The sequence below is a fragment of the Pseudocitrobacter sp. RIT415 genome, assembly GCF_003057695.2.
GTDB lineage: Bacteria > Pseudomonadota > Gammaproteobacteria > Enterobacterales > Enterobacteriaceae > Pseudocitrobacter > Pseudocitrobacter faecalis.
Window position 1 is genome coordinate 256,519 of record NZ_QBJC02000002.1, and the last position, 14,816, is coordinate 271,334.

Here is a 14,816-nt window from a genome sequence, read left to right on the forward strand (position 1 = left end):
AATTGATGCGGAGTTTTGCATGTTTGGTCTTGATGCGTTTCACCTGGCGCGAATACAGTTCGCCTTCACCGTCTCCTTTCACATTATCTTTCCCGCCATCACCATCGGGCTTGCCAGCTATCTGGCGGTACTCGAAGGATTGTGGCTCAAAACGCGCCAGCCGGTCTGGCGCTCGCTCTACCATTTCTGGTCGAAGATTTTTGCCGTTAACTTTGGGATGGGCGTCGTTTCCGGGCTGGTAATGGCCTATCAGTTTGGCACCAACTGGAGCGGGTTTTCGCAATTTGCTGGCAGTATTACTGGCCCGCTGCTTACCTATGAGGTGTTGACCGCCTTTTTCCTCGAAGCAGGCTTCCTCGGCGTGATGCTCTTTGGCTGGAACAAAGTCGGGCCAGGATTGCACTTCTTCGCGACCTGCATGGTGGCGCTGGGAACGCTCATCTCGACATTCTGGATCCTTGCGTCAAACAGTTGGATGCAAACACCTCAGGGCTTTGAGATCGTTAACGGTCAGGTCGTACCGGTCGACTGGTTTGCGGTGGTCTTCAACCCTTCATTCCCGTATCGCCTGTTACATATGACGGTGGCGGCTTTCCTGAGCAGCGCCCTGTTTGTCGGCGCATCTGCGGCCTGGCATCTGCTGCGCGGTAATAACACACCCGCTATCCGCACCATGTTTTCGATGGCCCTGTGGATGACGCTTATCGTCGCGCCCATTCAGGCCATGATTGGGGATATGCACGGTCTGAATACGCTAAAACACCAGCCGGCAAAAATTGCCGCCATTGAAGGTCACTGGGAAAATCCGCCGGGCGAGCCTACGCCGCTGCTGCTGTTTGGCTGGCCCGATATGGAGCAGGAGCGCACCCGCTACGGCCTCGAGATCCCAGCGCTGGGAAGCCTGATCCTCACCCATAGCCTCGACAAACAGGTCCCGGCGCTCAAGGAGTTTGCCAAAGAGGATCGCCCGAATGCCACCCTCGTCTTCTGGTCATTTCGCATTATGGCCGGTCTTGGCATGCTGATGCTGCTGTTGGGCGTGGCCGCGTTGTGGCTGCGCAAAAAACAGCGTCTCTATGCTTCGCGCCCCTTCTTATGGTTTGCATTGCTGATGGGGCCATCTGGCCTGATCGCCATTCTTGCCGGATGGATCACCACTGAAATGGGACGCCAGCCATGGGTTGTGTATGGCTTACAACGCACAGCAGATGCGGTTTCCGCACACGGTGATTTACATATGAGCATCAGTCTGCTGGCCTTTTTTGTGGTGTACAGCTCGGTCTTCGGTGTCGGATACAGCTACATGGTGCGTCTGATCCGCAAAGGGCCGCAGGATTTCACCCCACCCGCTGACGGTACGCCCGCGCGTCCGCTTTCCGCCGCTATCATCCCCTCGCATTCACAGGAGCAACACTGATGGGCGTCGACCTCTCTATCATCTGGTTTGTTATTATCGTTTTCGCCACCCTGATGTATATCGTGATGGACGGCTTTGATTTGGGGATCGGCATCCTGTTTCCCTTCACCCGCAACGCCGCCGACCGTGACGTAATGGTAAACAGCGTCGCCCCGGTGTGGGACGGCAACGAAACCTGGCTGGTACTGGGCGGCGCGGCACTGTTTGGCGCGTTTCCGCTGGCCTATGCGGTAATCATCGATGCGCTGACAATCCCATTATCATTAATGCTGATCGGCCTGATTTTCCGCGGCGTGGCGTTTGAATTTCGCTTTAACGCAACGCCATCGCATCGCCCTTTCTGGGATAAAGCCTTTCTCGGCGGCTCAATTCTGGCGACATTCAGCCAGGGCGTGGTTGTCGGCGCGGTATTGAACGGTTTCCCGGTGGTCGAACGCACTTTTGCCGGTGGCCCGTTCGACTGGCTGACGCCGTTCACACTGTTCTGCGGATTGGGCCTGGTCATCGCCTACGCCCTGCTGGGCGCGACATGGCTGGTGATGAAAAGTGAAGATCCCTTGCAGCGAATCATGCGCCGCCACGCTCGTGGATTATTACTGGCGCTGTTGGCGGTGATTGCTGTGATTAGTGCGTGGACGCCGCTGGCGCATCCGGCCATTGCGCAACGCTGGTTTACGCTACCTAATCTGTGGTTCCTGTTACCGGTTCCCGTGCTGGTGATGGCCGTAAGCCTGGTAATCTGGCGCACGCTTACCCGCCCGCAATGCCATGCTCAGCCATTTGTGTTGACGTTGATACTGATTTTCCTCGGTTTTAGTGGACTGGGGATCAGCATCTGGCCACATATTATCCCGCCTGATATCACCCTGTGGCAGGCGGCAGCACCAACACAAAGCCAGGGCTTTATGCTGATTGGCGCCCTGCTGATTATTCCCATTATTCTGGTTTACACCTTCTGGAGCTACTACGTCTTCCGCGGAAAAGTCCAACATGGCGAGGGGTATCACTGATGCAAAAATCATGGTTTCAGCGGCTGTTCTGGCTGGTTGCACTATGGGGCGGCAGCGTATTAACGCTGGCCGTAGTGGGATATTTATTTCGGTTAATGATGACCGCCGCCGGATTTAAATCCTGACGATAGGCATTATCTACCCCCTCTCCCGAAGGGAGAGGGGGTAGATTTTACTTGCGCTTCGGCAGCGTCTTCAGCAGTTCATCCGGGCTAACCGACCCGACCACGCTTCCCGGCAGCGGCATCTTCAGGATGTGATTCTTGATTTTGCCAACTACATGCATCTCGCACGGGCGACAATCAAACTTCAGCGTCAGTACCTCATCACCATGAACGAGCTGCATCGGTGTGGCACGCCAGCTCTTAATCGATCCTTTCGCCTGTTTCGGGCACAGATTAAAGGCAAAGCGCAGACAGTGTTTGGTGATCATCACCGGCACATCGCCCTTCTCTTCATGCGCTTCAAACGCCGCATCAATAAGCTTCACGCCAAAGGTCTGATAGAACTCGCGCGCTTTATGGTTGTAGACGTTTGCCAGGAAGCTAAGATGCGTTTCCGGATACACCGGCGCAGGTGTACTAACCGGTTTACGGCTGCCACGTTGATACGCCGCCAGGCGCGCCGTTTCCAGCATATCTACGGTTTCACGACGCAGTTGGTTCAGCATGCTGTTCGGCACAAACAACGCTTCCGCTAACAGTACGTCGGCACGGCGCGGGTAATAACAGGTCTGGCCCAGCTTTGCGATGCCATCCTGCAACTGGCTCAGGGCTTTTTCCGCATTGTTGGCCGGGGCGAATTCGCCATCCAGCGTATGGGTCACGGTGACGCCATCTTCGCTGGTCATGGTTAACACTAATTGTTCCTGCCAACCCGACAGTTCAACATCCACACCGATGCGTCGTTCGCTGGAAGTTTTAAGCAACGCCTGCTGCCAGTTATGGTCAAGGTTACGGTTAAGGACGTGATTCGGACGCACCTTATGCAGATCGGCAGGCATTTCGTTTGGCCAAACGCGATAGCGGTTTTCACCGGTTTTCTCGACCGTATTCGCACGGAAGCCCACCACTTCGCGTTTAATCAGCACGTTCAGGCCATCGCCATTGGCTAACGGTTCGGTCACTTCCACATCCAGGTGATCTTTGCTGACTTTCAGCACTTCACCGACCGGTAAACCAACAAACTTCGGCGAGTCAAAGGCACCGATATCACCTTTACGCGCGTTAACAAAATAGTCTGTGCTGCCGCGATGGAACGTTTTGTCGGTAGAGGGAATAAAGAAATGCTCCGTACGCCCCGCCGAAGCACGCGCCAGGTCGCCACGCTCTTCAATAATCGCGTCAAGCATCTGGCGATAATGGGCGGTGATATTTTTCACGTAGCTCATGTCTTTGTAACGCCCTTCAATTTTGAAGGAGCGCACGCCCGCATCGATCAATGCGCCGAGGTTGGCGGTTTGATCGTTATCTTTCATCGACAGCAAATGTTTTTCGAACGCCACCACGCGCCCCTGGTCGTCCTTCAGGGTATACGGCAGACGGCAGGCCTGCGAGCAATCGCCACGGTTAGCGCTACGCCCGGTCTGGGCATGGGAAATATTGCACTGGCCGGAATAGGCCACACACAACGCGCCATGAATAAAGAATTCGATGGTCGCATCGGTGTTTTCATGGATTGCCTGAATCTGTTGCAGATTCAGCTCACGCGCCAGCACGATCTGACTGAAGCCCACATCAGAAAGGAATTTTGCTTTCTCAACGCTGCGGATATCGCACTGCGTACTGGCGTGCAGCTCAATGGGCGGGATATCCAGTTGCAGTATGCCCATATCCTGCACAATCAACGCATCCACGCCGGTCTCGTAGAGATCGGTAATCAGCTTCTGCGCCGGTTCCAGCTCATCATCATGAAGAATGGTATTAAGGGTGATAAAAATCTTCGCGCCGTAGCGATGGGCGAAAGGCACCAGTTCGGCAATATCACTCAGACTGTTGCTGGCATTATGGCGAGCACCAAAGCCTGGGCCACCGATATAAACCGCGTCCGCACCGTGAAGAATGGCTTCGCGGGCAATCGCTGTATCTCGGGCCGGGCTGAGTAATTCAAGATGATGGTTTTGCAGGCGCATACTGTCGTTGTTATCCGTTGGGGTCAAAATGGCGGCTATTGTAGTCAGATCCTGGCGCAGACCAAACACTTTTCCACCACGTCTGCGCGGTCAATTTCTCTTTTCCGGCAAAGTATCGAAGAATTAACTATTTCCGCGCGCACGCCGGGGCGATTACAGTGAGTGCGTATTCCGGATTTCCTCGTCACGTTATTGATGATTACTGTCTCTATGACGCACCGCAAGCTCGCTTGCGGTTTTTTCTTTTGGGTAGTGAATCAACGAATGAAAATGCACCGGCTGGTCGCTACTGTTGCGATAAGCATGGGCTTCGTCACCCGCAAAGCGTAACCCTTCTCCCGGTGACAGGCTGCACCACTCGCCCGACACATACATATCCAGCGTACCGCTGATGGCAACGACGTGCTCAATGACGCCCTTTTCATGCGGCGTCGATTCGCTTAACGCACCAGGCGACAGCACAATGGAAAAGTGATCGAAGCACAATTCCGGATCCCACGGAAAAATCGGTGTGACAATCATGGCCTGCTGTTGTGGATCAAATGCCCCGGGTGCATCAGCCTGCGGCGGCGTGATAAAAACCGAAAACGGCACATTCAACCCGGTAGCGATTTTCCACAACGTCGCCACCGTCGGGCTGGATTCATTACGTTCGATTTGCCCCAGCATCGCTTTAGACACGCCCGTCTCTTCCGCCAGCCGCGACAGACTCCATTCACGCTGCTGGCGCAGCGATCTCAGCGTGGCTGAAAGATGTTGTGCAATATTCATATCTCTTCTCCCGTGCGGAAACGGCTTCATTATATCAAAGGTTTACTGCCCAGCCTGTGTTAAACATCACTACTTGTGCGCTATAACGCTCAATGCTACAGTTTCAATGGACGTTATAACGCACAAGAGGTCAGTATGTTCACTCGTTTTTGCCCCGTCCCGACGCTGCTGGCGGGGTTTGTCGCTGTGTTGGTCGGTTACGCCAGCTCAGCCGCCATCATCTGGCAAGCCGCTGCCGCTGCGGGGGCAAACGCCACGCAAATTGCCGGATGGATGACCGCTCTGGGTCTCATGATGGGGATCAGCACGCTGGCGTTGACGCTGTGGAAAAAAGCGCCCATTTTAACGGCCTGGTCGACGCCAGGCGCAGCGCTGCTGGTGGGCGGTTTACAGGGTGCAACGCTTAACGAGGCCGTGGGAATTTTTATCTTCGCTAACGCACTGATTGTCTTATGCGGCATAACCGGGTTATTTGCCCGGTTAATGAAATGGGTTCCCCATTCGCTGGCGGCGGCGATGCTGGCGGGGATCTTACTGCGCTTCGGGTTACAGGCGTTTTCCAGCCTGCAAAATCACCTTCTCCTCTGCGGCAGCATGCTGCTCGCCTGGCTTCTCTGTAAAGTCTTCGCGCCACGTTACGCAGTAGTAGCAGCGCTGATAGCAGGAAGTCTGGCGGCCTGGCTGGGCGGCGAGGTACAGAGCAATACGCTCTCTTTCACTCTTGTCGCCCCGGAATTCATCCCGCCACATTTTACTCCCGCGCTGCTGTTAAGCGTCGGTATCCCTTTTTTCCTGGTCACCATGGCCTCGCAAAATGCGCCGGGATTTGCCACATTACAGGCATCGGGCTACCGCATTCCCGCATCTCCGCTGATTATTTTTACCGGCGCGCTCGCATTACTGTTCGCGCCGTTTGGCGTATATTCCATCTGCATCGCCGCCATTACGGCCGCTATTTGCCAAAGCCCTGATGCCCATCCGCAAGCGACACAACGCTGGCGCGCCGCTGCGGCGGCTGGCGTGTTTTACCTGTTGGCCGGGGTGTTTGGCGGGTCGATAACAGCGTTGATGGCATCGCTTCCCACCGCCTGGATTGAGATGCTGGCGGGGTTGGCGCTATTGGGAACGCTAAGCGGTAGCCTGTATCAGGCGCTGCAGCAGGACAATGAGCGTGACGCCGCAATGGTCACGTTTCTGGTGACCGCCAGCGGCCTGACACTCGCGGGTGTCGGATCGGCTTTCTGGGGTTTGATTCTCGGTGGCGCGAGTTACGCATTGTTATCAAAGGTGCGCCGCGCGTAGTTGCGATGGCGTAATCCCATGCACGCGTTTGAAGCGATTGCTGAAATGACTGGCCGAGCTAAATCCGCAGGCCAGCGCGATGTCGGTAAGCGGTAATGCGGTGTGACGCACCAGTTGTTGAGCGTGATCCATCCGCCGTTGCATCACATACTGGTGCGGTGCAAGGCCGGTTGACTGACGAAACATACGCGCAAAATGGTATTCGCTGAGCGCGGCCTGGGCGGCCAGTTCTGCAAGCGTCAACGGTTGTGACAGATTCGCGTCAATCCACGCCAGCACATTGCGCAGCACCGACGGCGCAAGGCCGCCCGTCACCGCTGGCAACCGCCACTTAACGGAGGCGTAATTCTGGATAAGATGCGTCAACAGCAGTGTGCTGGCGCTGCTTAGCGTCAGTTGGTTTGCAGGTTGCTGCCAGTCGCAGCTTAACAGGAACTGACGATAGAGCGCGGTAATTTTGGCATCATCCGCAAAGGATTTCTCTTCAAGCTGAATGGATGCAGGGCTGCGATCCCAGATCTGCTCACCTATACGTTTAAGATGTTGGTCGGTGCAATAGAGATGAACAAAAGAGAGATCGCCGCGAATATCCCACGTGGATTCACACGCCTGCGGCATCAGGCAGAAGCGGTCCGGCCCCCCGCCATTTTTCCAGCCATGCGGCGTTTTCTGATAACTTTCATAGCCATCCGCCACGTAAAGACTAAGCGTGTGGTGATCGCTCTCAACGGTGACAGTGTCACAATTATTGTACCAGGCCGCAAGCTGAATACCTGAATTAAGCACAACCGTATCACGCAGTACGGCGTTCTGACTTTGCAGGCGTTCCAGAGTCGCGTAGGAATGTGTCATGAGCGGTCAGTGTCACAATGATTCATAGACCTAGTCTATGTAGCGAGGCCGATGATTGCCAGAGTTGTTCGACTCTCCTCACAAAAAATCCGCAAGAATTTGCAAGTCAGTGGCAAGGCGCTGCAAGCGCCCTCCACCGCGCCGCGTCAAACTGTCATTTTCAGGGTCATCAAGGAACGCACATGAACGCACTGCTCTACATACTGGTTGTGGCCATCTGGGGCACAACGTGGATCGCCATCTTTTTACAACAAGGCCCGGTGCCTGCTACCGTGTCTATCTTCTGGCGCTTTGCGATAGCCAGCGTCACCATGTTGATCATCCTGCTGTTGACACACCGTTTGCGTCGCCTTGCCTTACGCGACCACCTGTTTTGCGTCTTGCAGGGATGCTGCGTGTTTGGCTTTAACTTCTGGTGTTTTTATACCGCCGCAAGCTGGATTAACACCGGGCTGGAATCGGTGATTTTTTCGATGGCGGTGTTATTTAACGCCATCAATAGCTTTCTCTTTTTTCGCCAGACGCCACCGGGACGCTTTTACCTCGCCGCACTGCTGGGGCTGGTTGGGATTATCACCTTGTTCTGGGACGATCTTCAGGTATCAGGGCTGAGCAGCACGATGTTGCCGGGAATTCTGCTCAGCGCGCTTGGCACATACGGCTTCTCGCTGGGAAATATGCTCAGCATCCGCCACCAGCGACGCGGGCTGGAAACGCTAACCACCAATAGCTGGGCGATGCTCTACGGTACGCTAATTATCGGCGCACTCGCCCTGCTGCGCGGCGATAACTTTACGCCACAGTGGACTATCAGCTACCTCGGTGCGCTGTTCTACCTCGCCATTTTTGGTTCGGTGATTGCCTTTGGCGCTTACTTCACGTTGGTAGGGAGAATTGGGGCCAGCAACGCGGCGTACAGCACGTTACTCTTTCCGCTGGTTGCGCTGACGCTCTCAACAATTTACGAAGGTTATCAGTGGCATGCCAACGCCATTATCGGACTGGTGCTGATATTAGTCGGGAATCTGGTGATGTTTGCACGGGTACCTGCCGGGTTTATCAAGCCGCGCCTGAAAATGAAACGAGCGTAAAAAATCGGGTGGCTTACGCCACCCAATTTGTCTTTATTTCATTGCCGGGTCGAATTTAACGGCATCCACCGCCATATCGTCGATGGTCTGTTTCAGGGTTTGCAGCGTCATCGGGGTATCCTCATTATTGAGATCTTTCCCTTCGCCTTTACGCACCACTTTCACCACCGGTTTATGGGTTGCCGCGTCGATTAACTCCCCTTCGAAGAAGAGATGGGTGTCCATGGTACGGTGCCCGGTCGCCATTTGGGTACCAGCAACCACCAGCGCCACAGGCACCACTTCATAGAACTGAAGCCCTTCGTTAGTTGAGTCTACCGCTGTGATCGCACCACGGAAAATCAGGCTATGTGGGCCTGGCGTCGCGACAATTTTTTTATGCTGTGAGACAGCCTGTTTAATCTGCTGATCGGTGTATTGACGAATATCATCCAGCGCTTTTTGACCAATCTGGGTGCTGGGTTTAGGCGTCGGATAATAGGTCACCGGGTTATAGACAATACTGTCATAGTTTTTCGGATTGTAATTAGGATCCACCCAACGCAGGGTCGGTTTACCCGTTGCGGAGGTGGTTTCCTGTAGATTCGAATAATCTTTTAAAAAGCCAGAATACTGCGTAGGTTCCGCGACTTTCGACGCGCAACCAGACAAAGCAATAACGCCGGCAAGAGCCGCAACTTTAAAGAACGTATGAGCACGCATAGGTTTGATCCTGGTGGAGGTACGATTTCAAAAGAGTTATAGCAAAGGAATGCCTGAGGTGTTGTTGCAAAAATGGTTGTCGCTCGCAATTTATAGAAAAAAAATAATTAGTTAGCAGGCAAACAAAAAAATTACCGGCGAAATTTTTAGCCGGTAATTTAAAATATAAATAATAGAAGAGTGCGATTTTTAGCGCTTACACCGTTTTTTGCGCCAGCATCGTGGCAAAACGCAGCTTAATGCGATTACCATTGGCATCAGTTCGGTGCAGTTCACCTGGATTCTCGTTGTATTTAAGTAAGTTCCAGCCTGCATAGTAATGGCGCAGCTCATCAGGTTTAAAGGCAAAAGGGAACCCCACGGTACAAGGATAATCATCCGTATCCATCGCCGCGACAATCAAGTTAAATCCCCCAGGCTTAGTACAACGTTGCATATTCGCAATTAAGCCAGGAATCGTTTCTGGTTGCAGGAACATCATCACAACGGTAGAGAGAATAAAATCGTACTCCCCTTCAAAGCGCAGTGCGTTGAGATCTTTAATCGCCGATTGCACATTCTCCAGCCCCTCTTCACGGCGGATGGATTCCAGGTTAGTGATGCTTGCCGGATTCTTATCCCATGCGGTCACGTCAAAACCGTTTGCCGCAAGGTAGAGCGCGTTACGCCCGTTACCGCAGCCAAGATCCAACGTTTTGCCAGGCTTAATCACTTTCGCCGCCTCCAGCACCTCGGAATGCGTGCGGGTCAGGCCATATTTTTCGCTAAAGTAGTATTCATCACGAATCGTCATTATCAATCCTTACTTTTTTCTAAAACAGAACGCTCCACACGAACCAGCAGTTTCCCCTGAAGCAGTAACACCAGCGTGCGTATCAATAACAGGCCAATAATAAAATTGGTAAAGATAAACATCGGCAATGCCAGGTGATGGTAGAAACCAACGCCACTGGCATGACCCAGATGCAGCGCCGTTGTGGCAAGCGCGGAGATACCAAACGAGAAGCTCCAGAACGACGCATTAAAGGCCTGACGCAGATACCAGGGCGTCAGGCGCAGCATAAACAGCAGTTGCAGCAGGCCATAACCAAACAGCATTTTGGCGAAGACATCAGCCTGCCCGCCGTTGACGCTCAGCCATGCGCTACAGGCCACCAGCGCCGGAGCAAGTTGAATCCCTAACGAGGTACGTAGCGGCACCGGCAATTCGCCACCGCTACGCAAGCGCTGAACAATCGCAGGTTCAAGCGTGATCCAGGAAATAACGCCCGCCCCCAGAAACGCCAGCCCGGCATCGTTAAAACCGAGCGCGCCGCAGGCCATGGTGCTTATAAAATTATTCGCCACCGTCGGTAAATAGAGCCCCGGCGTGGTGGCGCCTTCGGGATGTTCTCCGCGCCACAGCCCCGCCGTTTGCCAGGCGGCATAAGCCAGTTGCAGCGTCACTCCCACGGAAAACAGCACCAGCGCGAGCGTCCTGTTCCACGGCGCAACGCCAATTGACACCAGCATTGTCGTCGCCGGAAACAGGCTGACAAAGCTGCTGGCAATCGGATGACGCATTTCATCGATCACGCTATGCGGAAAGCGTATCGCGCGGCTGACAAACGCCAGCGCCAGCAGGCTCCACATCACGATGGCCAGAATAACCAGACCATCGCCAATCGCCCGGCTTACCGGCAAAATCGTACTGGCGTAACGCCAGGCAAACCCCATCCCGATAGTCCCCAACACCATGCCAAAATAGCCAGCGGGTAAGTTCAACACTTTGCTCTCACACTTCGATTTCTTCATTTTGTTTATATTATCAACTAATTTTGAAGATGCATTTTAAAGTAATCTTTAAACGCCCGCTACCTGCAATATTTGCTACGTTTATCTTAGTGCGAAGCGATGAGAATAACCGATGAAAAAATACCGTCTTAGCGAGCAGACCCGAACGCACCTGTTTACAGAAGATGGCGAGAAGCGCAGCGTGACTGTGCGGCAGATTATCGCCCTGCGTGACTTTGCCGATGTTGTCGCAGGCAGCGCGGGCGGTTGGGTAGACGACGAAAATGCGCTGAGTCAACAAGGTGATTGCTGGATCTACGATGAAAATAGCGTGGTATTTGCAGGCGCCTGGATCGAGGGAAACGCCCGTTTGACGCAAGCGTGCGAAGTCAGCCATCGCGCACATATCCGCGGTGAGGCCTGGATAGATGGCAGTAAAGTCAGTCATCACGCACAAATAAGTGACAACGTCACCATTCAGGCATCCACCGTGCGCGGATTGTGCCATCTTTTTGGCAACGCGCGTATTTTGCACCATAGCCAGGTGATTGCCGCGCAGGGGCTAACGCCTGATAACGACCAGGTGCTTCAGATTTACGACCACGCGACGGTGAGCCGCTCACGCGTTGTTCACCAGGCTCAAATTTACGGTGAAGCGATCGTCAATTATGCGTTTGTTGAACACCGGGCGGAGATTTTCGAACGCGCCCTGCTGGAAGGCAACGCAGAAAATGACGTCTGGGTCTGCGACTGCGCGAAAGTGTATGGCAATGCACGGGTGGTTGCCGGCGCCGGAGAAGATGCCATCCCCACCCTGCGTTACAGCTCGCAGGTGGCTGAAAATGCGGTCGTTGAAGGGAATTGTCTGTTGAAGCATCACGTGCGCGTCGGCGGTCACGCCTGGCTTCAGGGCGGCCCGATCCTGCTTGACGATAACGTGTTAATTTACGGGCATGCCCGCATTCGCGGCGATGTGGTGATCGAGCATCATGTTGAGATTGAAGGTGATGCCGTCGTCGAAGCCTTTGGCGATGACGTTATTCATGTGCGCGGGCGCGCTGTGATTCGCGGCGAGCAGCGTATTACGCGCACGCCGCTGTTGGGCTCACTTTGACGCGTTGTCAATAATCCGCGCGTAGATATTCTGATCGTAATAAATGCCGTTGAGAAATTCAGCCTGCCTCAGACAGCCTTCCAGACTAAACCCGTTACGTAAGGCTACCTGATTGCTGCGCGCGTTATCCACGCGGCATTTAATGACGAAGCGCCGTACCTCGCCGCGTTGCGCGAAGTCATCCATAAAGGCCTGCAACGCGGCGGAAAGAATACCTTTACCTTGCTCAGACTCATCGAGCCAGTAACCGATATAACCGGTCTTATTGGTCGGTTCAATCTGATTAAACGACAGCACGCCTACCAACACATCATGATGGAAAATCATGAACATTTTCACAACGCCGCGCTGATGCAGCATCATATTGCCCTGCACATTCTGGCGTGTATCCTGCTCGCTGTTGACGAATAATGGCCAGTTCATTGACTGAGAAAGCCAGTCTCGGTTTTTAATAACTAACTGATGCAGCGCCGGTACGTGGCTTTCATCGACGGCGTGGAGGCTCAACGTGGAGCTAACCGGGATAATCTCCTGCGAAGACATGGTTTTTCCTCAATAAAAAAGCCGGATGGCGTGTCGCTTATCCGGCCTACAGGGGCGTTATTTCATCACGCGGTCATCAACGTACTGACGTTTATCCGGCGCGGGCGGGAAGTACTGATACAGCCAGGTTTCACTGATGGCATCCCCCTGACAGCGCAGGAACATGCGCATCTCAACCGGATCGGTTGAGTCGGAAGTTGGATACCAGTCAAAGAGAATGCGGTAACCGTCGAACGGTTCCACATAGAGGATCTCAATCTGTTTGGCTTCCCCGCTGGAGAGCGTAATGACCGGCTCAATACCTTTCGGCGCGGCTGCTTTCAGATCGCCGCCAACGAAATCGATAGCAAAACGACGTGACCATTTTTCCGGGTAATGCTCGCCCGGCGCCCAGCCTTCCGGGAAGCTGCCCATTCCTGTGCGAGTGGCCATCACGCGCGCTAACGGTGAGCGCACCGGCGGCATCGCGCTCCAGTAGAGGCGGTAGCTAAAGTTCAGGGTATCGCCGGCTTTCACCGGTTTTTCTGGCTGCCAGAAGCAAACGATGTTATCCAGCGTTTCACCGGTGGTCGGGATTTCCATCAAACTGACGGCACCTTTCCCCCACTGATTTCGCGGCTCAACCCACAGGCTCGGGCGCTTGTTGTACCAGCCCATCACGTCCTGATAGTGCGAGAAGTCACGATCAAGTTGCAACAAACCGAAGCCTTTCGGGTTTTTGTCCTGATACGCGTTGAACTGCAGTTTCTGGGGGTTGTTCAGCGGGCGGCAAATCCACTCGCCGTTACCCAGCCACATCGCCAGACGATCGGAATCATGAATTTGCGGATGGATAGTATCGCAAACGCGGCGTTCGTTATTGCCGCAACTGAACATACTGGTCATCGGCGCGATACCCAGCTGTTTGATGTCCTTACGTGCGTAGATATGATTCTCGACGTCCATAATCACCTGGCTTTCCGCACAGTTGATGATGAACTTATACGCGCCGGTCACGCTTGGGCTGTCGAGCAGCGCGTAAACCGTAAAGACGGTTGCCCCCGGTTTAACCGTTTCAAACCAGAACGAGGTGAAATCCGGGAACTCTTCCAGGCTGTCGGTGTAGGTATCCACCGCCAGCCCTCGGGCGGACAAGCCGTACTGATAGGTGCTGTCGACTGCGCGGAAGTAGCTCGCGCCAAGGAACGAAACGATATCACGACGCGCCAGTTCCGGTGCTTTAAACGCGCGGAACCCGGCGAAGCCGAGATCGGTCTGCCCTTCGAGCTGTTTGGTATCGACGCCCGTGTCAGTGTATTTAAACAGCTCCGGACGGAAATGCACTTCGCGCGCCTGCTGCGTCGCGGCGTCTACGGAGAACATCCGCACGCGACGACGGAACCCCATCCCCACATGGAAGAACTGGATGTCTAACTGGCGATCGTCAACGTTGTTCCACAGCGAGTGCGCGGCATCATATTGAATGCTGTTGTAGGCCTGCGGCGTCATGTTCGCCAGCGTTTCCGGCAGCGGACGCGGTGCGCCGCCCCAGGGCTGACGGGAGAGATCGTGCGCCATTGACTGCAGCACGGAAAAGTCGAAACGACGGGTTTGACCGTCCGCAATGTCCGACTCCTGCGCTAACGCAGCCTGAGAAAAAAGGGAAGCCACACCGGATGTCCCGCACACGGCGGCAACAGCCATTGATGATTTAAGAAAGTGTCTGCGGTTCATGCCTGAGAAAGCGTCCTTTTTTTGAGAAGAATGCGGTAAACAATTAGGTCGTTGGAACCGACCACTCTAGACAAAATCGATTAATAATCCAATTGTTGGCGCGATAAATTGTTCTGACTGGCGCAAAAAGATTCTGTCGAGGGGAAGAGACTGAATAAGGTGTAAATTTGTGTATAAAAAACGTTATGCCAGCGTCATTACGCGTGTCGAGTTGCTGTTCAACGGATAAGGACATGCCCGACGCCTGCAACGTTGCGAGAAGCGGCTATTACTGTGGTTGGCGAGCGATAACAACCGATGCGCAGTAAAACCACCGCTAAAATTCGGAATTCATCAATCCAGTATACGGGGTGTACAAGCGTAGAATAGACGTGGGTGCTTGAGGCTATCTGTCTCA

The 14,816-nt window shown here is 54.0% G+C and carries 14 protein-coding genes; 6 read left to right on the top strand and 8 right to left on the bottom strand.

All coding sequences use genetic code 11. The features are described 5' to 3' along the window. Positions 1–19 precede the first annotated feature (19 nt). From DBY68_RS03685 to DBY68_RS03695, 3 genes are read left to right on the top strand one after another with little or no spacing between them, the layout of a single operon-like run. A complete protein-coding gene (locus DBY68_RS03685) occupies positions 20–1,417 on the top strand; it encodes a cytochrome ubiquinol oxidase subunit I (protein WP_108474182.1) in 1,398 nt (465 codons plus the stop codon). Further along, positions 1,417–2,427 carry a cytochrome d ubiquinol oxidase subunit II gene (cydB, locus tag DBY68_RS03690; protein ID WP_108474181.1) on the top strand — a complete coding sequence of 337 codons (1,011 nt, stop codon included), beginning with the start codon at positions 1,417–1,419 and terminating at the stop codon, positions 2,425–2,427. The genes DBY68_RS03685 and cydB overlap by 1 nt, the downstream gene beginning before the upstream one ends. Continuing rightward, a complete protein-coding gene (locus tag DBY68_RS03695) occupies positions 2,427–2,552 on the top strand; it encodes a DUF2474 domain-containing protein (RefSeq protein WP_108474180.1) in 126 nt (41 codons plus the stop codon). The genes cydB and DBY68_RS03695 overlap by 1 nt, the downstream gene beginning before the upstream one ends. Positions 2,553–2,599: 47 nt before the next feature. Here DBY68_RS03695 and DBY68_RS03700 read toward each other — a convergent pair whose 3' ends face one another. Together DBY68_RS03700 and DBY68_RS03705 are read right to left on the bottom strand one after the other, a co-directional pair. Next, the gene (locus DBY68_RS03700) at positions 2,600–4,558 is read right to left on the bottom strand and encodes a U32 family peptidase (protein ID WP_108474401.1); all 1,959 of its coding nucleotides are present in this window, start codon (positions 4,556–4,558) and stop codon (positions 2,600–2,602) included. 189 nt (positions 4,559–4,747) lie between these two features. Continuing rightward, on the bottom strand, positions 4,748–5,329 hold the full coding sequence (locus DBY68_RS03705; protein WP_108474179.1) for an XRE family transcriptional regulator: 582 nt from the start codon (positions 5,327–5,329) through the stop codon (positions 4,748–4,750). 135 nt (positions 5,330–5,464) lie between these two features. On the opposite strand from DBY68_RS03705, the gene DBY68_RS03710 reads away from it, so the two are divergent. After that, positions 5,465–6,631 carry a benzoate/H(+) symporter BenE family transporter gene (locus DBY68_RS03710; protein WP_108474178.1) on the top strand — a complete coding sequence of 389 codons (1,167 nt, stop codon included), beginning with the start codon at positions 5,465–5,467 and terminating at the stop codon, positions 6,629–6,631. On the opposite strand, the gene DBY68_RS03715 is transcribed toward DBY68_RS03710, so the two are convergent. Next, the gene (locus DBY68_RS03715) at positions 6,611–7,483 is read right to left on the bottom strand and encodes an AraC family transcriptional regulator (RefSeq protein WP_108474177.1); all 873 of its coding nucleotides are present in this window, start codon (positions 7,481–7,483) and stop codon (positions 6,611–6,613) included. The two genes, DBY68_RS03710 and DBY68_RS03715, sit on opposite strands and share 21 nt — an antisense overlap. Before the next feature lie 182 nt (positions 7,484–7,665). On the opposite strand from DBY68_RS03715, the gene DBY68_RS03720 reads away from it, so the two are divergent. After that, positions 7,666–8,574 carry a DMT family transporter gene (locus tag DBY68_RS03720; RefSeq protein ID WP_108474176.1) on the top strand — a complete coding sequence of 303 codons (909 nt, stop codon included), beginning with the start codon at positions 7,666–7,668 and terminating at the stop codon, positions 8,572–8,574. A 33-nt stretch (positions 8,575–8,607) separates the two neighbouring features. On the opposite strand, the gene DBY68_RS03725 is transcribed toward DBY68_RS03720, so the two are convergent. The 3 genes from DBY68_RS03725 to tehA all read right to left on the bottom strand — a co-directional run bounded on the left by DBY68_RS03725 (position 8,608) and on the right by tehA (position 11,070). Then, entirely contained in the window at positions 8,608–9,276 is a 669-nt protein-coding gene (locus tag DBY68_RS03725) for a DUF3313 domain-containing protein (RefSeq protein WP_108474175.1), read from the bottom strand. Positions 9,277–9,472: 196 nt separating this feature from the next. Beyond that, complete coding sequence (tehB, locus tag DBY68_RS03730; RefSeq protein WP_108474174.1) at positions 9,473–10,069, bottom strand: tellurite resistance methyltransferase TehB; 597 nt, start codon at positions 10,067–10,069, stop codon at positions 9,473–9,475. A 2-nt stretch (positions 10,070–10,071) separates the two neighbouring features. Then, positions 10,072–11,070, bottom strand: a complete 999-nt coding sequence (gene tehA, locus DBY68_RS03735) for a dicarboxylate transporter/tellurite-resistance protein TehA (RefSeq protein WP_108474173.1) — start codon at positions 11,068–11,070, stop codon at positions 10,072–10,074. A gap of 112 nt (positions 11,071–11,182) precedes the next feature. Between tehA and ydcK the strand changes: the two genes are divergently transcribed. After that, on the top strand, positions 11,183–12,163 hold the full coding sequence (ydcK, locus tag DBY68_RS03740; protein ID WP_108474172.1) for a YdcK family protein: 981 nt from the start codon (positions 11,183–11,185) through the stop codon (positions 12,161–12,163). Here the strand turns inward: ydcK and rimL are convergent. Both rimL and DBY68_RS03750 read right to left on the bottom strand, forming a co-directional pair. After that, the gene (rimL, locus tag DBY68_RS03745; protein WP_108474171.1) at positions 12,155–12,706 is read right to left on the bottom strand and encodes a 50S ribosomal protein L7/L12-serine acetyltransferase; all 552 of its coding nucleotides are present in this window, start codon (positions 12,704–12,706) and stop codon (positions 12,155–12,157) included. The genes ydcK and rimL overlap by 9 nt on opposite strands. Before the next feature lie 57 nt (positions 12,707–12,763). Then, positions 12,764–14,419 (bottom strand): glucan biosynthesis protein, encoded by a 1,656-nt coding sequence (locus tag DBY68_RS03750; RefSeq protein WP_108474170.1) that lies wholly within the window; start codon positions 14,417–14,419, stop codon positions 12,764–12,766. Positions 14,420–14,816: the final 397 nt, after the last annotated feature.